Origin of the sequence: Microbacterium sp. LMI12-1-1.1, assembly GCF_040676455.1 — a bacterium.
GTDB lineage: Bacteria > Actinomycetota > Actinomycetes > Actinomycetales > Microbacteriaceae > Microbacterium.
On sequence record NZ_JBEGIA010000012.1, the window covers coordinates 591,486 to 612,963 of the forward strand.

Below are 21,478 nucleotides of genomic sequence, written 5' to 3' on the forward strand. Positions count from 1 at the left end.
AGGCGAAGTCACACACCTGTGCGTCTCGGAACCGCCGGCGAATAGGGCAGGTCGGTCTCGACGAAGGCCGTCGCCAGCTCAGCTGGCGCCAGGTCACCGCGGAGGGGGAGGATGCGATACAGATGGGTGAACGGTCCCTTGGCAGGGGTGTTGCTGTACTTGTCCGGTCGGGTGACCACATCCCAGTTGCCGCCGTGCATCCCCTCTTGAGCGGCGTCGACGCGGACGACCGTTCCCCGGGACTCGGGGACCTCGTGCCAGTGCCGTCGGTCGGCGAGCTCTGCCGGCGCGTGAGGCTGAGCGTTGAAGAACATGCTGCCGCCGGCGACGAACAGCACGCCGCTCCCGGTGTCGTCGACGAGGGCCGCCCACCGAGTGTCGGCCTTGTTCGCGGAGTCCTGCGGGCGGCTGTATCGCGTGACCTGATCGGCGACCGACCCGGAGTACCGCCCGAAGAAGGCAGAAGTGCGACGATCGGCTGTCGATTCGTGCGGCCCACGCCCGTACCACTGAATGGCACTGAGCTCCGGGATGAGGGTTAGAGTCGTGCCGATGACCTGCGGGTTGGGCGCTCCGGTGTCGGGGGCGAAGGTCGACAGCACATCGAGTTGGCCGTTGCCGTAGACGGTGTAGGTGATCGACTGTGATGAGGTCGTGATCTGAAAGCTCGGCCGGAAAGGCACCTTTGTGGTGACGGTGCCTCGGACGATGACGCGCACCCCACCGGGTATCGACTTCATCTCGACATCTTCAATGGCCCAGTCCTCACCGACGCCCCGCCATGGCTGCGACGGCTCGGGACGATTCACCCGGATGTCGGGGATGGCCAGTTCCGGATCGTTCGGGGTCCGCCAGTAATTCGGCGTCAGCTCACTCACCAGCAGTTCCCGGTCGTCATACTGCAGCGACGTCAGGCGGCCGGTGATCCGGGAGATCTCAACGGAGAATCGGTCTCCGGCCACGCGAACGGACGTCGCGCTGTCGGCAACGGTCAGATGTGACAGGCCCGCGGTCTCCAACGGCAGCCGGTCGAGAGGGTTCGCCGCCGGGACGTCGAATTGTGCGCGCGCGACGACGTGTCCCCGCTCTGCCCATGTGGTCGCCTCCGAAAGTACGAAGACCACGTCGAGCCGGTATTCGGCGCCTGGTCGAGGATCGTCGGGGAGCGTGACCGGGACCTGGATCTGAGCGTTCTCTTGCGGTCCGATGTTCAGGTCGGTGCCCGGTATCTCGCCTCCCTGAAGGGGAGCGCCGTTCTCGGAAAGGACCCACTCCAGGGTGTGCCTGTCCAGGCTGGTGAACAGGTGCTCGTTGGAGATGCGCAGCGTCAGACGGGAGGCGTCCGCCATGGTGACGGTGATGGGTTGATACGCGATCTTCGCTTCGGCAAGCTTCGCGGTGGGTGTGCGGTCCGAGAGCACCAAGCCACTCATGTGGGCGCTTTCCTCGTTGGGATCGTCACCCCAGTCGCCGCCATACGAGAAGAACTCCTCCCCCGGGCGCCCGGGGACGGGCCAGGAGAGTCCCTTGTCCGCCCAGTCCCACAGGAATCCGCCCTGCAGCAGTTCGGGATTCGCTCGGATGATGGCCCAATATTCGTCGAGGTAACCGGATGAGTTGCCTTGCCCGAAGGCATACTCGATGAGCAGATACGGCCGCGGGTCCCGCTGGGCTCGGGCGAGCAGTTGCTCGACGGGTGGGTAGAAGTCCCCGTCGAAGTCGGACAACTCCGTCGGCACAACGGCAGAGCCAGAGCCGTTCGGATCCTGGTAGCTGACGGGTCGACTCGGATCGTGCCGCTTCGCCCACTCGTACATGGCCTGCAGGTTGGAACCGACTCCCGACTCGTTTCCCGTGGACCACACGATCACACTGGGATGGTTCTTATCGCGGTCGACCATATTGCGCATGCGCCACAACAGCGGCTGCCGCAACTCCGGGCGGTCGCCTGGGATGTTGGGGCTTCCGGCTGCGTCGACGCGATTGATGTGTGTCTCGTTGTTCGCCTCGTCGAACACGTAGAGGCCATACGAATCGGCGAGGTCGTACCAGCGGGGGTCGTTCGGGTAGTGCGAAGTGCGTACGGCGTTGATGTTGTTCTGCTTCATCAGCCGGATGTCCGCGATCATGTCCGCCGTGGTCAGGGTGCGGCCGGTCCGTGGATTCCACTCGTGCCGGTTCACCCCGCGAATCGAGATCACCTGTCCGTTGAGGCGGAGAACTCCGTCGATGATCTCGACTCGCCGGAATCCGACCCGCGTGGAGACGCGTTCACGGACTGATCCGTCGCGGTCGAGGAGTTCCAGAACCAGTGTGTAGAGCTCGGGGTGCTCCGCCGACCACAACCGCGGCTGCGGCACTGATCCCGAGAGACTGGCCGACGCGTCACCGCCAGCGGCGGCAGCCACCGCGGCGGCATCCGCCCACAGCTCGCGAGCACCGGAGGTGACGCCGTCGAAGAGCCGCGCCCGCACGCTGTGATCGCGGGCGCCGCTCTCGGCGCCGTAGCCACGGACATCGGCCGCGACTTCGAGCCGCGCGTTCTGGAGGGAATCGTCCAGGTGGGTGCGGACGGTGAAGTCCCGGATAAGAACCTGCGCCCTCGAGATAAGGGAGACGCTGCGGAAGATGCCCGAGAGCCGCACATTGTCCTGGTTCTCCAGGTACGAGCCCGTGCACCATCGGTACACCTCCACCGCAACGAGGTTGCGGCCCGGGCGCAGGTGGGCCGTGACATCGAACTCGCCGGAAGTATAGCTGTCCTCGCGGTATCCGACCCGCTGTCCGTTCACCCACACGAAATAAGCCGATTCGACGCCATCGAACTGGAGAAAGGAACGGCGATTCTCCCAGCTGTCGGGCAGGTCGAACATGGTGCGGTACTGACCGACCGGGTTGTAGAGGGTGGGCGCGTGCGGGTAAGCGCCAGTGGGATCGGGCTGCTCATGATTCCCGTTCGCGCCGGTCCACGGGAGGGTGAGGTTCACCCCGATGGGGAAGTCGTAGCCGTGCAGCTGCCAGCTCGAGGGAACCGGGATGGTCGCCCATCCCGAGTCGTCGACGTCTTCGCCGGCGAAGTCGAGCAGACGCGACGCGGGATTCGAGGACCAGTGGAACTTCCATTCCCCATCGAGGCTGAGCCGGTAGGGCGAATCGCGGCGATCCGCGCGCATCGCCTCGTCCAGCGTCTCGTAGGGCATGAGAGAGGCGTGCGTGGGCTCGGTGCCCCATTCGTAGGCTGCAGGGTCGTTCCACTCCGGCGTGGTCATCATCTATCCTCAACTATTTTGATAATCGCGTGCGAGCGGCTCGGGCCATCCTGCAGGATCCCCCGAGGAGTCATAAAGGTAAGATGAATACACCCTACCGCGAACGGGACCTGCGGACGAAGCATCCGCTCGGTTCAGGCTGTCACCGTCAGCAGGATCGGCATGGACGGGTCAAGTGGTCGGATCGTTCGTGAGAGTGCGACCATTCATTGGATGATTCGGCGCTACGATGGCGGATGCAAGACAAATGCCCCGACGGCGGGGACCAACGATCGAGAAGCGGAGTCAGCGTGACCATCCGAACCGGCTTCTGGAGTTCGTCCGCGGGCATCGACTGGGAGCACGGACTCATCGCGGGCACGGGTTCTCTCGGAGCGGTGCTGTCCGGCACACCGACGCGCCACTCGATCCACGTGTGCCACGAGGAGTTCTTCCTGCCGGTGAACTCCGCGAAAGCGGCACCGCGCATCGAACCGGCGATCGCCGAGGTGCGGGCGGCCGCCCTCGCCGGCGATGCCGAGGCTGCGACCGCGATCACCCAGCGTCTCGCGCGCGACGACGGCTACGACGGCTCCATGATCTGGACGGATCCGTTCGTGCCGATCGCCGAACTCACGTGGAGTCCCGACACTCCCGTCGAGGACGGGCAGTACCGGAGGATCGGGGACTTCACCACCGGCAGGGTTGAAGTCGAGTGGACCGATGGCCCAGGTGTCGGCAGCGGCATCGCACTGATCCCGGACCGGGCAACAGGCGGGATGTCGATCGAGCTCTGGTCCGATCACGACCACAGCGGCGTGCTGGCACTGGACTTCGGTGAGGCGCCTCGCGACCCCGGTGAATATCCGTCGACGGACTACGGCGTCTTCCTCGAACCGGCCGTCCCGACCATCGACGGCTCTCGCATGACCCTCGATGTCAAGGTCGCCGAAGGCAATCTGTCACCGTTCGTGCGCGAGAACCCGCCGAGCCCATGGCCGCCGAGGCACGCGAGGCTGATCGTCGACCTGCCCGCCGGCATCGACGCCGAGCCGGAATCGGGCGCCGTGCGTCTGCGTCTGACCGCCGGGCGGACCGTCCGACTCCCCATCCGAGTCGAATTGTTCGGCGGCATCGCCGAGGCCGAGGTCGCCGCGGCCGACACGCACGCGTCCCTGTTCGAGGCGTGCTCGCTCGACTTGAGCAGCGGCGTCGACGACGCCGTGCCCTACGACGACGTGCTGCAGCGGGCGAGGGCCGGTGACCCGCAGGGGTTGCTTGCAGCCGTCGAACTCGCGTTCGCATCCGGGCGCCACACGATCATCTCGTCGACCGGAGTCCTGCCTCCCACGCTCGTCGGCATCTGGCAGGGAACTCGCCGGCCGGCGTGGTCGGGCGACTGGACGCAGAACGGCAATGTGCAGCACGGCGGTGTTGCATCTCTGATCGCGTCGGGCACGCCTGAGCTGCTCACGTCGTACCTGCGGGCGATCTTCCGGCACGTGGACGACTACGCTGCGAACGCGCAGCGGATCTTCGGCGCTCCTGGCTGGCTGCTCCCTGCACGTTTCGACTCGCACGGCAACAGCAACCACTTCGCCCCCGCCTTTCCCCACCTGTACTGGATGGCAGGCGGTGCTTGGGTGCTGCGCTTGGCATGGGATCAGTTCACCGCGACCGGTGACGTGGACATTCTGCGCGAATACGCCTGGCCGCTCGCGAGCAACGTCATGGCCTTCGCGCTCGCGGTCGCCCTGCCGGGCGATGACGGCCTCCTGCATCTCGCTCCGTCGTATTCCCCCGAGAACACCCCTGGCAACCGCGCCAGTCCCATTGGAGTCGACGCCACGATGGACGTTGCGGCGTTCCGAGATGCCGCGCGTCTCGCCATCAGGATCGCCGACATCCTGGGCGAGGAAGCCGACCGCGACGCTTGGCGTTCATTCGCCGATCGGCTGCCGCCCTACCTGGTGACCGACGAAGGAACCTTCGCTGAGTGGCTCGATCCCACGATCGCCGAGGAGATCGGGCACCGGCACGTCTCGCAGCTCTACCCGTTCTGGTACGAGGACGACGACGCAGCCAGCGCACCCGAGCTCCGCGCGGCTGCGCTCGAGACGATCAGGCGCAAGCTCGCCTGGCGCAACGAGAAGCCGTGGTCAGCCGGCGACGGTCGCATGGAGATGGCATTCGGCCTCGTGGGCCTCGGCCTCGCGGCAGCTCGGCTCGGGGATGCCGAAGCCGCGCGACAGTGCGTCGAGTCGCTCGCGCGCGATTTCTGGCGCTCGAACGCCGTGTCGACGCACGACGGCGACGCGATCTTCAACGTCGACGCGAGCGGTGGGCTGCCGGCCGTCGTCATCGAGATGCTCGTGCAGTCGCAGCCCAATCGGATCTCGTTGCTGCCCGCACTGCCGAATTCGTGGAGCCGGGGATCGATCAGCGGCGTCCGGGCGAGAGGCGGCGTCGTCGTCGAGAACCTCCGCTGGGACGAGGGCGTCCTGGTGTCCACGCTGCGTGCCGCCGGGGGCTCTGCGGCTGCCCGGGACGGGGACGTCGTCGACGTTCGCGGCCCGGATGGCGAACACGTATCGGTCGATCTCTCCACCGGGCCGGTCACCGTCCAGTTCCCCCGATCCCATGCGGCCCGACCGGATTCTGGAGTCCCGCACGATGAATGACGCCAAGCAAGCGTCCCTGCTCGCTCCGCCGGCACTGTTGCGGTCAGCGTGCCTCGAGGTCGACCGAGGCCGACACGTACCCGGAAGCCGACGCCGTCACGGTGATTCGTCCGCCTGAGGTCGGACGGATCACGGCCAGCGCGCGGCCGTCGTGGAGTCGATGCTGCGCATCGGCGAAGGATTCCTCGGTGACCATCGCCGCGCTCCCGAATCCCTGGAGTGATCCAGGACCGTCGATCCGAAGTTCGACTTCGACGTCTGCATCGGTGGCCCTGACACCGTCGGCATCCCCGATCTCGATCACGACGTAGCCCAGATCTCGACCATCGACGGCGAGCGCCGCATGTTCGGCTGTCAGTCTCAGACGCCGATCGACCCCCGCCGTCTGCAGCACTACAGACTCGGCACCCCGTCCATTTCGGATGGCGTGTGCCTCGATGCGGCCGGGAGCGTACTCGACCTCGAACAGTGCGCGATACCGATGGTCGGGCCCCGTCGGCCGACGTCCCAGGGAGCGGCCATTGACGAGCAGTTCCACTTCGGGTGCGTCGCTGTACACCTCGACTTCGAGCGGTTCGGTGCCGACACCTCCCCATGTCCACGACGGGATGCAGTCGGTCCACGACCAGGGAGCCGATCTCGTCGTCCTACCCCTCGTGTGCGGACGCCTGACCGCGATGTACGGCTCCGACCGAAGGCCGTACACGATCTCTCGGTAGTACGAGGCAGGGCGACGCTCGCCGGTGATGTCGATGTCGCCAGAACCCGCGAGCAAGAAGGGGTAAGGGCCGAGTGCGCCGTCGCCCGGTGGGTCGTCCGCGTAGTGCATGCGCCCGAGGCCCGGCTCACCCAGATAGTCCCACCCCGTCCAGGTGAAGTCGCCGATCACCTGCGGGTTGGCGCGTACGAGTGCCCAGAGTCGGTCTATGTGCGTGGGGAAGGTCTCAGACCCGACGATCACGCGATTCGGGAACAGCTCGCGGTCCAGTTCGTACCGGCAGTCAAGGTAGTTCATTCCCGCGATATCGGGGGCACCGTAGGCCTCCTCAGTGAGCGCGGTCACCGCGCCGGTGACGCCGAGCGCACTCATCCGATCCTCGAGGCTCGACTCGCGGGCGTTGATCTCGTCGACCGGGTGCAGCGGCGCCCCGCCCAGCAATTCCGGATCGACCTCCACGGCCGCATCCATCACGAACAGCGCGCCATTGACGGCGGCCGTGACATACCGGGTCGGATCCAAGCGGCGGACCTCGGCAGACATGCTCCTCGACAGGTCGGAGCCTGACCGGGTTGCCGCCTCCGGGATCTCGTTGCCGATCGAGTAGATGATGACACTCGGATGGTTGCGGTCCTTGGTCACCATCGCCTCGAGATCTCGCTGCCACCAGTCCGTGAACTGATCCGCGCCGTCGTCGGGCGACTTCGATCTGGTCCAGACGTCGGTGAGCTCATCCATGACGAGCACTCCCAGACGATCACAGGCATCGAGCATCGCTCGACTCATCGGTTGATGGGCGCTGCGGATTGCATTGAAACCGGCGGACTTGAGCCGGGCGACCCGGCGCGCCTCCGCGCGATCGAAGGTCGCGGCGCCGATCACCCCGTTGTCGGCGTGCACGCAAGCGCCGCGCAACTCGACCGGGTCGCCGTTGATGCGCAGGCCGCGGGCCGCATCGAGGTGAAGTGTCCGGATGCCGAACTGCACCTCGCTCCGGTCGAGGTCGATGTCACCGGTACCCGAGCTGAGGCTCGAGTCGACGCGGTAGAGGTCGGGCGTTTCGACGGACCACCGCCGTGGGGCCATCACCAGGATGCGCTGGCTGACTTGGGCGCTGCCGCCGGGCGGGACGCTCACCCTCGTGCGATCGACGCCGACGACCTCGCCTGAGGGATCCACGATGCTCGTCTCGAGCCGCCGCACGGCTGGCATCGTCTCGAGGTTTCGCACCGTGGTCACGACCTGTACGACCGAAGCCTCGGCGTCATGCTCGGGGGTCGTCACGACGATGCCATCGAGTGGGACATGGACGCGGGGCGCGATTGCCAGGTGGACCGGCCGGACGATGCCGCCCCCGGTGTACCACCTCGCATCCCGGTGGGCACGCGCCTCGACGATGATCTCGTTGTCGCCGCCGTAACGCAGGTACCGGTCGAGTTCAACGGTGATGGTGGAGGTTCCCGACGGTCGCCGAATCGCGAGGTCGCCGTTCACGAAGACGGCGGCCGACCGGTAGACGGATTCGAATTCGAGCATCACATGACGGTCCCGCCAGTGCGCTGGTGCCGGGAGCCTCGCGCGGTACACCCAGTCGCCGCCCGGGAAGTACCCGGTGGCCTGGAGGGCCGGGTCGTCGAGTCGACTCGAACCCAACACCGCATCATGCGGGAGCACGACCGACTCGAACTCGGTATGACCGGCGGAATACCGCTCTCGGAACTCCCACGAGTGGGGGAAGAGCACTCGCTGCATCTGGAACTGCTGCCTCTCGGTTCGCCGTCACGCTAGCATCGCGGCTAGCATGTGTAAAGATCAGATCTTTAGGACTGGCCGTTGAAGTCACATTCTTCGAGCGATGCGTCCGCGTCTCCACGAGGACTCGGCGCATCGTATGGCCTGTCGGGGCTTCCTCGGCGCGATGCGGTCCTACTGAGGTCGCCTCGCGGTGACCTCTGCGAGCAACTCGGCTTCTCAATTCTGGCCGATAGATCAAATGACCTGGAGTTACCAACACCGCCACGAAGGGATGATTGATGCCGATCATCACCAATGTCCGCGTCCACGATGTGCGCTTTCCCACCTCGCTCGACGCTGACGGTTCCGACGCCATGAACAAGGACGGCGACTACTCGGCGGCCTATGTGGCGTTGGAGACCGACTCCGAGCTGTCCGGGTATGGGTTCACATTCACGATCGGTCGCGGCAACGATCTCTGTGCCGAGGCCGCACGGCAGCGAGCGCTGCCGCTGGTCGGGCGGGATGTCGACACATTGCTCGACGACCTGGGCGCAACCTACCGAGAGCTGGCTTCTGATACTCAGCTGCGGTGGCTCGGTCCGGAGAAGGGCGTGGTCCACCTCGCGATGGCGGCGGTGATGAACGCGCTCTGGGACATGGCAGCGCGACGAGCGGGCGTTCCGCTCTGGCGTCTCCTGGTCGAGATGAGTCCCGAGCAGTTGGTCGATGCCGCCGATCTCCGATACCTATCCGATGCGCTGACCCGCGACGAAGCCATCGCGATGCTGCGTTCGGCGGCCCCTGGCCGGCACCAGCGCCTGGAGGAGTTGAAGGCGCGCGGCGGATATCCCTGTTACACCACCAGTGCGGGCTGGCTCGGCTACTCAGATGAAAAGCTTCGAACACTGCTTCGCGAGGCGGTGACCGACGGGTACCGTCACTTCAAGCTCAAGGTCGGCGCAGACCTGGACGACGACCGCCGGCGGCTTCGTATTGCCCGCGAAGAGATCGGCTGGGACGCCGAGCTCATGGTCGACGCCAACCAGGTGTGGGATGTGCCGCAGGCGATCGAATGGATCAACGCACTCGCCGAGTTCCGGCCGATGTGGATCGAGGAGCCCACGAGCCCCGACGACGTGTTGGGGCACGCGGCGATACGCAGAGCTGTCGCGCCCATCGGTGTCGCCACAGGCGAGCACGGCATGAACCGCGTGCTCTTCAAGCAGATGTTCCAGGCAGAGGCTCTCGACTTCTGCCAGCTCGACTCCGCCCGGCTTGCCAGTGTCAACGAGATCCTGTCGGTGTACCTCATGGCACACAAGTTCGGCGTGCCGGTCTGCCCGCACGCCGGCGGAGTCGGGCTGTGTGAACTCGTCCAGCACCTTTCGATCTTCGACTACGTCGCCGTGTCGGGATCACTCGACAAGCGCCTCACCGAGTACGTCGATCACCTCCACGAACACTTCGTCGACCCGGTGATCGTCTCCAACGGCCACTACGCACTGCCCTCGCGACCGGGATACAGCGCCGAGCTCCGCGACGAGGCTGTGCAACGCTACCGATTCCCGGACGGCCAGTACTGGCTCGAGCGAAAGGCGCAGGACCTGCTGGTGACTACTCGCTGAGCGGCTCGACCCGCGAGTCACCAGCGACGGGATGCTCGGCCGCGAAGACCTCGACGCCGAGCAGATGCGCCGCCATCCGGATGCGAGCCCGCTCGGCGTCGCGCGTGCGAAGCGCCGCGAGGATCGCCCGGTGCTCCGCGTGTGCCGCACCGAGCGAGTCGCGTTCGGTGATCGCCCGCCACAAGCGGCCGCGGAGCGTCCGGGTCATGAGGCTGTCGATCAGAGCGGCGAGGGCGGCGTTGCCGCTGGCGGCAGCGATCCGCTGATGGAATGCCGCATCCGCATCGATGAATGACTCGGGGCCGAGTTCGCCGGAGGCCAACCCGACGTCGATGTCCGAGAGGATCAGCTCGAGCTCGTCGAGATCGCGGTCGGTGAGCCGTACGGCGGCGAGTCCGGCGGACTCGGTCTCGAGCACCCTGCGCACGCCCAGCAGGTCGACAGACTGCGTCGCCTCCTGCAGTCCCGCCCAGAACTCGAGCGGGCGCAACAGCGAACCTGGGTCGAGCTGCGTGACGTAGGTGCCGTCACCCTGCTTCGTCTCGAGCACACCGAGCGCCGCGAGCGAACGGACGGCTTCCCGCAGAGATCCTCTCGAGACTCCCCACCGTGCGGCGAGCTCCTTCTCGATCGGGAGTCGGTCGCCGGCCTGCAGTTCACCCGACGCGATCATCTCCTTGACGATCGCGATCACGCGGTCGGAACGGGAGCCCGAGCCCGTTGCGGTGTCATCGGCGCCGGTTGCCACGCACGCAGTCTACCGATGCGGGGACCCGACCGACGCCTCGCACGACGCGAACGCGCCGAACGCGCCGACCGTAAAGGTTCAATCAATTACCCAGGACGCTCACGTCTCGCGGTATCGAAGGTGCAGATTGACACTCAATGATCAGACGTTTATCGTGAGAGGCCGGTGACTGCAACGTTGCAGAAAGGAACGCCCTGATGATGTCCCCCAGACCACCGCGCTGCACGTTCCATCGCGAGGTGCCGCGTGACGCGGGCCCGGTGGAGCACGCATGGTGACCCCGGTCGGCGGCATCGGACTCGATGTCGGCGATGTGACCCGCGATCTCCGCGACCGAGAGAGCGGACGCGGCTTCCGCGGGCTGAGGCGCAGTTTCCGGCGTCACTGGCAGCTGTACCTGCTCATCCTGATCCCGATCGCGTACTTCGTCGTGTTCAAGTACATCCCGATGGCGAACACGATCATCGCGTTCAAGGATTACAACGTTGTGGACGGTGTTTGGGGCAGCGACTGGGCCGGGGTGAAGCACTTCGAGCGCTTCTTCTCGAACCCGATCTTCTGGCCTGTGCTGCGCAACACTTTCGTGCTCTCGGCATACGTGGTGCTCGCAAGCTTCCCGATTCCGATCATCCTGGCCCTGGCGCTGAATGAAGTGCGTCTGAGGTTCTTCAAGAACACCGTTCAGATGGTGACCTACGCGCCGTACTTCATCTCGACGGTCGTGGTCGTGTCGATGACGATCCTGTTCCTGTCGCCCCGCGTCGGCCTCGCGGCCCACGTCACGCAGTTCTTCGGCCTCGGCACCATCGACTTTCTGAGCGATCCCGACTACTTCCGTCACATCTACGTGCTCAGCGACATCTGGCAGACAATGGGCTATTCCGCCGTGATCTACCTCGCCGCGCTCGCCGGGATCGACCCGACCCTGTACGAGGCGGCAAGGGTGGACGGGGCCAGCCGCTGGCAGAAGATCCGCCACGTGGACATCCCGGGTCTCATGCCCACGGCGATGATCGTCCTCGTGCTCGGTGTCGGCAACGTCATGGCGATCGGATTCGAGAAGGCGTTCCTCTTCCAGAACAGCCTGAACATCTCTCAGTCCGAAATCATCCCGACTTACACCTACAAGGTCGGCTTGCTGAGCGCCGACTTCAGCCAGGCAGCAGCGATCGGCCTGTTCAACGGGGCCATCAACCTCGTGCTGCTCCTCGCCGTGAACGCTCTCGTCAAACGACTGACAGGAAACGGACTGTGGTGACCACGACTCTGGACGAACGCCGAAGCAGCGACGCCGAGCCGCCGGTGCGCAAGCCGAGACCGGTCAAGGCCCCGCGGCGCATCAAAGAGTCGCCGACCGACCGGATCTTCATGGTCGGGGTGTACATCCTGCTGACGACGTTCCTGCTGTGCGTTCTGCTGCCGCTGCTGTACATCGTCGCGAGCTCCTTCAGCGATCCCTTGGCGGTGTCATCGGGTCGTGTCACGTTCTGGCCCGTCGACTTCACACTCGAGGGCTACCAGCGGGCGCTGAGCGACAACTCGATCCTCACCGGCTTCACCAACTCGCTCATCTACACGCTGGCCGGAACCGCCATCAGCCTCGTGCTGACGGTCGCCATCGCATATCCGCTCTCCCGCAGCGACCTATGGGGTCGCCGCGGGATCACGCTCTTCGTGGTCTTCACGATGCTCTTCGCCGGCGGCATCATCCCGACCTACCTGGTCGTCCAGAACCTCGGGTTGCTCGACACGCGATGGGCGCTCATCCTCCCCCAGGCCATCGGCGTCTGGCAGGTCATCATCGCCGTCGCGTTCTTCCGCACATCGATCCCCGAGGAGCTCTACGAAGCGGCCCAGCTGGACGGCGCCAGCGATCTTCGATTCCTCCGGACAGTGGTCCTGCCGCTCTCCAAGCCGCTCCTCGCCGTGATCGCGCTCATGTACGCGATCTTCCAATGGAACTCGTACTTCGACGCGCTGCTCTATCTGCGGGACCCGAGTCTGTACCCGCTCCAGCTTGTGCTCCGCAACGTACTGATCCTGAACCAGGCCGCTCCCGGTCTCGACGCCGCCGCTGCGCTGGAACGCCAGCAGCTCGCCGACCTGCTCAAGTACTCGCTCATCGTCATCTCCACGGTGCCGGTGATGCTCGTGTACCCCTTCGTCGCCCGATTCTTCAACAAAGGGATCCTCGTAGGCGCCGTCAAGGGCTGACGCGCCGCACGTCGCACCGCGTCATGAATCCAGCACCACACCCGTCCCCATCACAGAGAGGCAAGACCTTGTTGAGACAACATATGTCGGACAAGATGCGACGCAGCCGTCGCTCACTCGCAGCCATCGCGGGAGTGGCGGCTTTGACCGCCGCAGTCGTCGGGTGCACCCCAAGCGCCGGAGACGATCAGAAGGTCATCACCATCTTCGGCGAACAGGGCGGCCAGATGGACCTCAACACCAACTCCTTCACGAAACTGCTGGAGGACAAGTTCGACGTCGACATCGACTTCCAGACCACGGGATACGACTCGGGCGCAGCGACCGAGGCCCGGCAGATCTCCCTCGCCGGCGGCGAACTGCCCGAGGCGTACATGCTCGTTCCGTGGGCATCGCAGTTCACGCAGGCCGAGCTGCAGCGCTACGGAGACCAAGGAGTCGTCCTGCCCCTGAACGACCTCATCGAAGAGCACGCGCCCAACATCGCCGACGCCCTTGCCGCTGAAGAGGGCTTCGAGACCCTTGCGACCGCGCCCGACGGGACGATCTGGGGGCTCCCGCAGTGGAACGACTGCTACCACTGCTCCTACCCGTACAAGTTCTGGATCAACACCGTCTGGCTCGAGAACCTCGGACTCGCGATGCCGACGACACCCGACGAGTTCTTCGACGTCATGACAGCTTTCAAGACGCAGGACCCGAACGGGAACGGCGTCGCGGACGAGATCCCCATCACGGGAAGCGCGCAGTGGTCGATCGTGCCGTACATCATGAACGCGTTCATCGCGAACTCCTTCAATACCGGCGCCGGCGCGGCCAGTCAGCCCATCTCGCTGGGGCTCGAGGGTGACACCGTGCAGATGCAGACCATGCAGGACGGTTGGCGAGAAGGTCTGAAGTTCCTGAACAGGCTGTGGGCGGCAGGACTGATCGACCCCGCGGCGTTCTCGCAGGGCGGCGACACCATGCAGGCCACCGGCAACTCGGCCGAGGGCGTCATCGTCGGCGGCTTCACCGCCATCCACCCCTGGATCGGCGTGAGCATCGGTCAGGAGGATGCGCGGGACACCCAATACGACCCGCTGCCGCCGCTCGAGGGTGCAGAGGGGCCGATCACCACCTATCAGTTGCCGAGCGTGCCCGGTGCGACCTTCGTCATCACGAAGGCTGCCGACGAGGTGGAACAGCAGGTGATCATGGAGATGATGGACTACATCTTCACCCCCGAGGGTCACCTTCTCGGCGAGATGGGCGAAGAGAACATCGGCTGGCGGGCTCCTGAGGAAGGCGACATCGCCCTTGATCCCGAGCTCGAGCCCTGCTTCGTCGACCTGCCGCTGGATGAGGAGAACGAGGCGGACTACAACGGCAACTGGGGCCCGATGGCGCAGGTGTTCGACACCGTCGAGTGGCGCAACTGCCAGGTGCAGCCGCTGGACATCTACACGGAGGAAGGAGCCGAGCGCCGGCTCTTCCAGGCGACCGAGCTCTATGAGGGCAAGGAGTCCGACGCCAATTTCCCGTACTGGAACCTTTGGGTGCCGGCGGAAGAGGCGAGCGAACTCGCCACGCTCACGACCAACATCGAGAGCAACGTGGCCACCGCGACGGCGGAGTTCGTCACCGGGGTGCGTGACCCGAACAACGACGGTGATTGGAACGGCTACCTGGACGGCCTCCAGGGCCTGGGCGTCGACCGCTACCTCGAAATATGGCAGGCGGCGAACGACGCCAGCTGACGACATCGACCCGGGGCGGGGGCGGATGCCTCGCCCCGGGCCTCGACGCCGCACAGGTCATCGGAGGAACACCGCCATGCATACGCAGACGATCAGATGGCGCCCGGGCGCGTTGGAGTTGGACCTCGACCTCGGCGTCGACGGCCCCCCGAAAGTGCGGCGGCTCGCCGCGGTCGGCGGCGGCCGCAGCGCCGCGCCCTCGGCGGCGATTCCCATCGCGGAGGTTCACCTCGGCGGCGAGGGCTCGGGCACGTCGTCCTCCGAGCGGCTGATGGGGAGCGCAGTCGGGCTCCGTCTCCGCACGGTGGATCACCGCACCTGGACCGACGGTGACATGGCACACCTCGAGGTGACGGCGCGGGACGCGATGTCAGGCATCCTGGTGATCGCACGATGGTCGAGCTGGCGCGACCTTCCGGTCGTGCGCTGCGCGACCGAAGTCGTCGCGGGCGACGAGGCCGTCCACCTGCGCGCGGTCTCGTCCGTCGCCATCGGCGGCATCTCAGCGGATGGCTCGCACTGGTGGCACGATCACGAAGTCGGCTTCGCGCACAACACATGGTTCCGCGAGCTGATGTGGCAGCGGCGGACGCCCGCCGAGCTGGGGCTCGACGACACCGGGCTGCGCACATGGGGCATCCCCAGCTCGCGGGCGTCGTTCGCCCTGGGGCAGCGGGGCAGCTGGTCGACCGGCGGACATCTGCCGATGGGCATCCTGCGATCCCGCGTGGAACGGCGGTCGCTGCTATGGCAGATCGAGCACAACGGTGCATGGCGGTGGGAGCTCGGCGATCAGGGCGACGCGCTCTATATGGTGGCGAGCGGACCGACGGACCAGGGCGCGGCTTGGTCGCATCTGCTCGGTCCAGGCGAGCGGTTCAGCTCCGTGCCCGCGACGCTTGTACTGGGCGGTGACGACGACGAGATCTTCGGTGCCCTGACCGAGGCTCGGCGGCGGGTGCGGCGCCCGCACGTGGACCACGAGAACCTGCCGGTGATCGTCAACGACTTCATGAACGCGCTCATGGGCGACCCGAATGCCGAGAACCTGCCGCCCTACATCGACGCAGCGGCCCGCGCGGGAGCCGAGGTCTACTGCATCGACTCCGGCTGGTACACCGACGGCCCGGCATGGTGGAACGACCTCGGCTCGTGGCAGCCATCCTCCCGACGATTTCCCCGCGGCCTCGATCAGATGACGCGCCGGATCCGCGACGCGGGCATGGTAGCCGGCCTCTGGCTCGAGCCGGAAGCCGTGTCGGCTGCGAGCCCGATCGCCGAGCTGCTGCCGGCCGAGGCGTTCTTCCAACGCGATGGGCAGCGCGTCGTGGAATCGGGGCGACTGCAGCTGGACTTCCGCCATCCGGCCGCACTCGCACACATCGACGCGGCGGTCGAGCGACTGATCATCGAACTCGGACTGGGGTATCTGAAGTTCGACTACAACATGGACGTCACGCAGGGCACTGACCTCGACGCCGACAGTCCCGGTGACGGAGCATTCGGTCACCAGTGCGCGCTGCTCGAGTGGGTGAGCGAGCTCATGGACCGGCATCCCGGCCTGGTGATCGAAAGCTGCGCGAGCGGTGGACAGCGGATGGACGGCGCGACGCTGCGAGTGCATCCCGTGCAGTCCACGAGCGACAATCAGGACCCGCTGCTCACGGCCGCGATCGCCGCAGCCGCGCCGACCGCCGTCACACCTGAGCAGGGTGCGGTGTGGGCGTATCCCGATCCCTCCTGGTCCGACGAGCGGATCGTCTTCTCGCTCGCGAGCGCGCTGCTCGGCCGGGTGCATCTCGCAGGCCGGATAGACCTGCTGTCTGAGGCGCAGATGCGGCTCGTGCAGGAGGCGATCGACGCCTATCGCACCACGCGAACCCGTATTCGCACCGCGCTGCCCTTCTGGCCTCTGGGACTGCCCGGGTGGCATGACCCCGTCGTGGCGCTGGGCGTGCGCGACGACGACGGCGAACTGATCACGGTCTGGCGCCGGGCTGGCTCCACCACCGTGCGTGTGCCCCTCGCCCGGCACTCCGGGCGCCCGCTCGTTGTCGAAGCGGTCTTCCCGACCAGCCTCCCGACGAGCGTGCGATGGGATGCGGATGCCGGCGAGATCGTGCTCGAACTGCCCGACGAGCCAGCGGCGCGCACGCTGCGGCTGCGAGGAGAAAGCTGATGTCGGTGATTGCGTGCCGGTCGTCCAATGCAGGTGGACCGCACGATCGATCTCGCGCTCACGATGGGCGGCTGGATCAGGACGCCTTCCTAGCGCGGCTCGAGGAGGCCGAGGAACTCGGTGGTGAGGTGAGACGTCCTCTCGGAGTGGGCGTAGGCGGCGCTCACCGTCCAGACGGGGTCACGCTGCTCAAGACTCAGCGTGCGGAGGTCCGCCGCGATTGTCTTCCGTGACACCGACTGCGGAACGACCGCCACACCGAGGCCTCGGTTGATCATGTCGACTAGAGCGTGGATGTCGCCGACCGTGAAGGCCACTCGCCTCGGGATTCTTCGTTTGGCGAAGATCTCGTCGGTGACGACCCTGATGGCCCAGGTGCTGTCGAGGTCGATGAAGGTGCGGTCCTGGAGGTCGTTCCACGCGACGGACTTCTGTGACGCGAGCGGATGCTCCGGTGGTGTGAGCAGTACGAGTGGCTCCGTTGCGAGCGTCACATGGTCCAGCCCCGTGAGCCGAAGTTGCGGGGCGGTCGTCTCGGAGGTGCCCGCCACGAAGGCGAGATCGATGTCGCCGCTTCGCATCCGCTTGAGAAGATCGCCGCTGCCCGCCTGCGTGAAGCTGATCTCCACCTCACGGTGCCTGCGGTGGAATCGCTCGACGATCTCAGGCACATTGACCGACCCGAGGCACTGCTCGGCGCCGACGCGCAACGCGCCGGCGAATTCCGCCGTCGTCGCGGCGACGGCGTCCCGGCCGGCGTTGGCCTCCGCGAGGAGATTGCGGGCATGAGGGAACAGCGCATGCCCCGCCGGTGTCAGTTCTACCCGCCTCGTCGTGCGGACGAACAGCTTCGCGTTGAGGTCGTCTTCCAGGCTCTTGATGGCTGCCGACAGCCCGGATTGCGACACCCGAGTGATCTCCGCTGCTCGCGTGAACTGATTCTCTTCGGCCAGCGCAACGAAGTACTCCATCTGCCTCAGATCCATATGTCGGCCATCCATTCATGATTGGCAGTTGTGAAATCGACAATATTCTTCTGTTGGACAGATGGCAAGGCTGCACCTAGCTTGAAAGCAGATCAACTGAATAGCTCATGATCAAGGAGATATGTAGATGAATCATCGCTTCATCGGAGACGTAGCGGTCGGCGCGATCGGTCTCGGCGGCATGCCGATGTCGATCGAGGGCCGGCCGGATGAAGCCCGCTCGATCGCGACGATCCACGCCGCGCTCGAGGTCGGCGTGACGCTCATCGACACCGCGGATGCGTACCACCGCGACGCCGACGAGGTCGGCCACAACGAGGTCCTCATCGCGAAGGCGCTCGGGACCTACGGGGGCGACACCAGCGATGTGCTGGTGGCGACGAAGGGCGGGCACCTGCGCCCCGGAGACGGCAGCTGGACGTTGGACGGTCGACCCGAATACATCAAGGGCGCGGCGAAAGCCTCCGCGACGCGGCTCGGCGTCGAAGCGATCGGCCTCTACCAGTTCCACCGACCCGACCCCCACGTCGACTACGCCGACTCGGTCGGTGCGCTGCGCGACCTGCTCGACGAAGGCGTCATCCGGATGGCCGGCATCTCCAACGCGAACGCCGACCAGATCCGGCTCGCGCAGGAGATCCTCGGCGGGCGCCTCGCCTCGGTTCAGAACCAGTTCTCACCGGCGTTCAGATCCAGCCAGGCAGAACTCGAGCTTTGCGCGGAACTGGGCATCGCGTTCCTGCCATGGAGTCCACTGGGAGGAATAGCCCGCGCCAGCACCCTGGGTGGGAAGGGCGCCGCGTTCGAACGGATCGGCGCGGAGCTCGGAGTCAGCGGGCAGCAGGTCTGCCTCGCCTGGGAGCTCGCGCTCGCGCCGGTCGTCATCCCGATCCCCGGCGCCTCGCGGCCCGCGAGCATCCAGGACTCCGCACGGGCCGTCGACATCACCCTCACCGACGATCAGATCAAGGAACTCAACGCATGAGCGCACCGCAGCAGTCAGCCGGCTATCGCACACTCGGCCGCAGCGGAGTCGCAGTCTTCGAGCAGGCCCTCGGGACGATGACCTTCGGTGCCGAGGCGGACGAGACGACGTCTCACGCCATCATCGACGCGTACGTGGACGGCGGCGGCAACTTCATCGACACGGCCGACGTCTACAGCGCCGGTCGCAGCGAGGAGATCATCGGCCGATGGCTCGCCGCGCACCCCGCCGAGGCAGCGCAGCTTGTCATCGCCACCAAGGGCCGGTTCCCGATGGGTGCCGGACCGAACGATCACGGGACCTCCCGACGGCATCTTCGGACTGCGCTCGAGGCTTCGCTGCGTCGCCTCGGGGTCGAGCACATCGATCTCTACCAGCTGCACGCCTGGGATGCGATCACCCCCCTCGACGAGACGCTGCGTTTCCTCGACGATGCGATCACGCAGGGGAAGATCGGGTACTACGGCTTCTCGAACTTCACGGGCTGGCAGCTCACCAAAGCGTCCCAGCTTGCGGAGCGGCACGGCTGGAACCTGCCGGTGACACTGCAGCCCCAGTACAGCCTTCTCGTGCGAGGCATCGAGCACGAGATCGTCCCCGCGGCTCTCGATGCCGGCATCGGGCTGCTGCCGTGGTCGCCGCTGGGCGGCGGCTGGCTCAGCGGCAAGTATCGACGTGACGTGTCCCCGACCGGCACGACGCGGCTCGGTGAGAACCCGGAGCGCGGCATGGAGGCGTGGCAGCAGCGCAACGCCGATCCCCGCACCTGGCAGATCATCGACGCCCTCACCGGCATCGCGGAGGAGCGCGCCGCGTCGCCGTCGCAGGTCGCGCTGGCCTGGCTCGCCGCGCAGCCCGCGGTGACATCCGTGATCCTCGGCGCGCGGTCGGTCGAGCAGCTTCGCGACAACATGGGTGCGGTCACGCTCGAATTGGATGCCGCGGAGCTCGAGAGCCTGACCGCGGCCAGTGCGCCGCGTGCCGACGACTACCCGTACGGTGCGCCGGGCATCGCACAGCGTCACCGCAACATCGGGGGTGGCCGGTGAGCGGGATGACCGTCACCGTCACCGGCGGGTGAGCGTGCGGCCGGGTTCGTGCAGGTTGACCTGACGGACTACTGACGCCGGCCCCCGCGGAGGCGGAGCCCGGCGGGACCTTCGGCCCTCACGCTGGAATCGCGGATGCGGTGGACTCGTCGAAGGAGGTGACGAGATGAACGACACTGCGACTTCGACCGGATCACCCGGAACGCGGCGCTGGGACGACGTCTGGGATCGCCCGATGACCGCCGTCGCGGCGATCGTCATCGCCGCCGTGCTCGCGTCGCGGTTCGCCCCCGACTTGGTCACCGGCCGGGAGCACGAACACCTCCCGCTCGTGGCCCTTACCATCTGGCCCTGGGCCGCCGCTGCGATCGGGTACGTCCTGATGGCGGGTCGGCGAAGCCGGGCACGCGAGCTTGCCCTCGGGGTCATCTTCGTGTGGGCGGCAGCCGCGGTCCTGGCCATCGCTCTGCCCGCCATGGTGACCGGTACGGACCCCACCCGCATCCCGCTCGCCGCGCTCATCGTGCCGCCGTTCGCCGCCATTGCGACCGGGTTCTTGGCGATCGCGCACGTCCGCGCGGATGCGGCTCTCACCGATTGACGGTCGGGGAGAGGGGCCCGGGATGCTTCGCCGAGTGACGGTGGCCGCCACCGCGGTGCTGCTGCTGGGTGCTGCTGCGTACGGCCTCGTTTCTCGCGGCCCCCTGGGTTTGCGCGGCGAGTACCGCCGCCGCATCGCTGAAGTGGTGACCAGCGCGTCGGCCTCGATGCCCACACCCGTCGTCACCGAAGCAGACCTGCGTCATCTGCCGGCGCCGGTTGCGACCTATGTGCGGCGCAGCGGCGCCATCGGTCGTCCCCGGGTGACCGTCATGCACGCGTTCATGCACGGTCGGATCCGCTCCGGCCCCGACGCGCCGTGGATGCCGTTCTCAGCGGAACAGGTCAACAGCTTCGCGGGGAAGCGGCGCCGACTGTTCTTCATGGATGCGACCATGAGAGGACTGCCGGTCGACGTACTCCACGTCTACGACGGCGGCCACGCGACAATGCGGGCGAGAGTCTGTTCGCTCATCCCGGTGGTCGATGCCTCCGGCCCCGCTATGAGCCGAGCTGAGCGTGTCACCGTCGTGAACGACATCTGCGTGCTGGCCCCGGGTGTGCTGCCGTTCGCGGACGCCGTCTGGGAGGAGGTGGATGCCCGCCGCACCCGCGCCGTCTTCCATATCGATGGGGAAGACATACACGTCGAGCTGACGTTCGGCGAGGACGGCGCCCTGGTCGATTTCGTGTCCGACGATCGCCGTCGTGCGGATGACCGCGGCACGTCGTTCGCACGTCAACGCTGGTCGACCCCGATCTCGCGCATGGCTGAGCAGCACGGCTACATGCTCGCGAGCCATGGCGAAGCGCGTTGGCATGCCCCCGAGCCGGAAGGAGAATTCGCGTACCTCGAGTTCACGATCGACACAATCGACTACACCGCACACGATCACGCTGGTCAAAAGGTGACGACACGACCGGCCGGTCGTCGTCTGCCAACATCATGACGGCGTCGTCGGAGATCAC

At 66.4% G+C, this 21,478-nt stretch carries 14 protein-coding genes; 10 read left to right on the top strand and 4 right to left on the bottom strand.

Annotated elements, in window-relative coordinates:
* Positions 1–8 precede the first annotated feature (8 nt).
* Positions 9–3,269, bottom strand: a complete 3,261-nt coding sequence (locus MRBLMI12_RS11265; protein ID WP_363356561.1) for a glycoside hydrolase family 2 TIM barrel-domain containing protein — start codon at positions 3,267–3,269, stop codon at positions 9–11.
* A gap of 290 nt (positions 3,270–3,559) precedes the next feature.
* Here MRBLMI12_RS11265 and MRBLMI12_RS11270 point away from each other — a divergent pair, with 290 nt between their 5' ends.
* Positions 3,560–5,929, top strand: a complete 2,370-nt coding sequence (locus MRBLMI12_RS11270; protein ID WP_363356562.1) for a glycosyl hydrolase family 95 catalytic domain-containing protein — start codon at positions 3,560–3,562, stop codon at positions 5,927–5,929.
* A 43-nt stretch (positions 5,930–5,972) separates the two neighbouring features.
* Here MRBLMI12_RS11270 and MRBLMI12_RS11275 read toward each other — a convergent pair whose 3' ends face one another.
* Entirely contained in the window at positions 5,973–8,399 is a 2,427-nt protein-coding gene (locus tag MRBLMI12_RS11275) for a glycoside hydrolase family 2 TIM barrel-domain containing protein (RefSeq protein WP_363356563.1), read from the bottom strand.
* Between the two features lie 281 nt (positions 8,400–8,680).
* Between MRBLMI12_RS11275 and MRBLMI12_RS11280 the strand changes: the two genes are divergently transcribed.
* A complete protein-coding gene (locus MRBLMI12_RS11280) occupies positions 8,681–10,009 on the top strand; it encodes an enolase C-terminal domain-like protein (RefSeq protein ID WP_363356564.1) in 1,329 nt (442 codons plus the stop codon).
* Here MRBLMI12_RS11280 and MRBLMI12_RS11285 read toward each other — a convergent pair.
* Positions 9,999–10,757 carry a FadR/GntR family transcriptional regulator gene (locus MRBLMI12_RS11285; protein WP_363356565.1) on the bottom strand — a complete coding sequence of 253 codons (759 nt, stop codon included), beginning with the start codon at positions 10,755–10,757 and terminating at the stop codon, positions 9,999–10,001. The two genes, MRBLMI12_RS11280 and MRBLMI12_RS11285, sit on opposite strands and share 11 nt — an antisense overlap.
* Before the next feature lie 271 nt (positions 10,758–11,028).
* On the opposite strand from MRBLMI12_RS11285, the gene MRBLMI12_RS11290 reads away from it, so the two are divergent.
* From MRBLMI12_RS11290 to MRBLMI12_RS11305, 4 genes are all read left to right on the top strand, one after another.
* Positions 11,029–12,015 (top strand): ABC transporter permease, encoded by a 987-nt coding sequence (locus MRBLMI12_RS11290; protein WP_349426098.1) that lies wholly within the window; start codon positions 11,029–11,031, stop codon positions 12,013–12,015.
* Positions 12,009–12,971, top strand: coding sequence for a carbohydrate ABC transporter permease (locus tag MRBLMI12_RS11295; protein WP_363356566.1), 963 nt, complete (start codon positions 12,009–12,011; stop codon positions 12,969–12,971). The genes MRBLMI12_RS11290 and MRBLMI12_RS11295 overlap by 7 nt, the downstream gene beginning before the upstream one ends.
* 134 nt (positions 12,972–13,105) lie before the next feature.
* Positions 13,106–14,710 (top strand): ABC transporter substrate-binding protein, encoded by a 1,605-nt coding sequence (locus MRBLMI12_RS11300; RefSeq protein ID WP_363356567.1) that lies wholly within the window; start codon positions 13,106–13,108, stop codon positions 14,708–14,710.
* A gap of 76 nt (positions 14,711–14,786) precedes the next feature.
* Positions 14,787–16,889, top strand: coding sequence for a glycoside hydrolase family 36 protein (locus MRBLMI12_RS11305; RefSeq protein ID WP_363356569.1), 2,103 nt, complete (start codon positions 14,787–14,789; stop codon positions 16,887–16,889).
* Between the two features lie 89 nt (positions 16,890–16,978).
* On the opposite strand, the gene MRBLMI12_RS11310 is transcribed toward MRBLMI12_RS11305, so the two are convergent.
* Positions 16,979–17,875 carry a LysR family transcriptional regulator gene (locus MRBLMI12_RS11310; protein WP_363356570.1) on the bottom strand — a complete coding sequence of 299 codons (897 nt, stop codon included), beginning with the start codon at positions 17,873–17,875 and terminating at the stop codon, positions 16,979–16,981.
* Between the two features lie 127 nt (positions 17,876–18,002).
* On the opposite strand from MRBLMI12_RS11310, the gene MRBLMI12_RS11315 reads away from it, so the two are divergent.
* The 4 genes from MRBLMI12_RS11315 to MRBLMI12_RS11330 all read left to right on the top strand — a co-directional run bounded on the left by MRBLMI12_RS11315 (position 18,003) and on the right by MRBLMI12_RS11330 (position 21,459).
* A complete protein-coding gene (locus MRBLMI12_RS11315) occupies positions 18,003–18,860 on the top strand; it encodes an aldo/keto reductase (protein ID WP_349426104.1) in 858 nt (285 codons plus the stop codon).
* Positions 18,857–19,909 (top strand): aldo/keto reductase, encoded by a 1,053-nt coding sequence (locus tag MRBLMI12_RS11320; protein WP_363356571.1) that lies wholly within the window; start codon positions 18,857–18,859, stop codon positions 19,907–19,909. The genes MRBLMI12_RS11315 and MRBLMI12_RS11320 overlap by 4 nt, the downstream gene beginning before the upstream one ends.
* Before the next feature lie 166 nt (positions 19,910–20,075).
* Entirely contained in the window at positions 20,076–20,510 is a 435-nt protein-coding gene (locus MRBLMI12_RS11325; RefSeq protein ID WP_363356572.1) for a hypothetical protein, read from the top strand.
* Positions 20,511–20,544: 34 nt separating this feature from the next.
* Positions 20,545–21,459 carry a DUF6544 family protein gene (locus MRBLMI12_RS11330; RefSeq protein WP_363356573.1) on the top strand — a complete coding sequence of 305 codons (915 nt, stop codon included), beginning with the start codon at positions 20,545–20,547 and terminating at the stop codon, positions 21,457–21,459.
* Positions 21,460–21,478 lie beyond the last annotated feature (19 nt).

Excerpts from the sequence above, each read along its gene's own strand:
- MRBLMI12_RS11265 (WP_363356561.1), bottom strand. The coding sequence starts at position 3,269 with ATGACCACGCCGGAGTGGAACGACCCTGCAGCCTACGAATGGGGCACC.
- MRBLMI12_RS11275 (WP_363356563.1), bottom strand. The coding sequence starts at position 8,399 with ATGCAGCGAGTGCTCTTCCCCCACTCGTGGGAGTTCCGAGAGCGGTAT.
- MRBLMI12_RS11280 (WP_363356564.1), top strand. The coding sequence starts at position 8,681 with ATGCCGATCATCACCAATGTCCGCGTCCACGATGTGCGCTTTCCCACC.
- MRBLMI12_RS11290 (WP_349426098.1), top strand. The coding sequence starts at position 11,029 with ATGGTGACCCCGGTCGGCGGCATCGGACTCGATGTCGGCGATGTGACC.
- MRBLMI12_RS11305 (WP_363356569.1), top strand. The coding sequence starts at position 14,787 with ATGCATACGCAGACGATCAGATGGCGCCCGGGCGCGTTGGAGTTGGAC.
- MRBLMI12_RS11310 (WP_363356570.1), bottom strand. The coding sequence starts at position 17,875 with ATGGATCTGAGGCAGATGGAGTACTTCGTTGCGCTGGCCGAAGAGAAT.
- MRBLMI12_RS11315 (WP_349426104.1), top strand. The coding sequence starts at position 18,003 with ATGAATCATCGCTTCATCGGAGACGTAGCGGTCGGCGCGATCGGTCTC.
- MRBLMI12_RS11320 (WP_363356571.1), top strand. The coding sequence starts at position 18,857 with ATGAGCGCACCGCAGCAGTCAGCCGGCTATCGCACACTCGGCCGCAGC.
- MRBLMI12_RS11325 (WP_363356572.1), top strand. The coding sequence starts at position 20,076 with ATGAACGACACTGCGACTTCGACCGGATCACCCGGAACGCGGCGCTGG.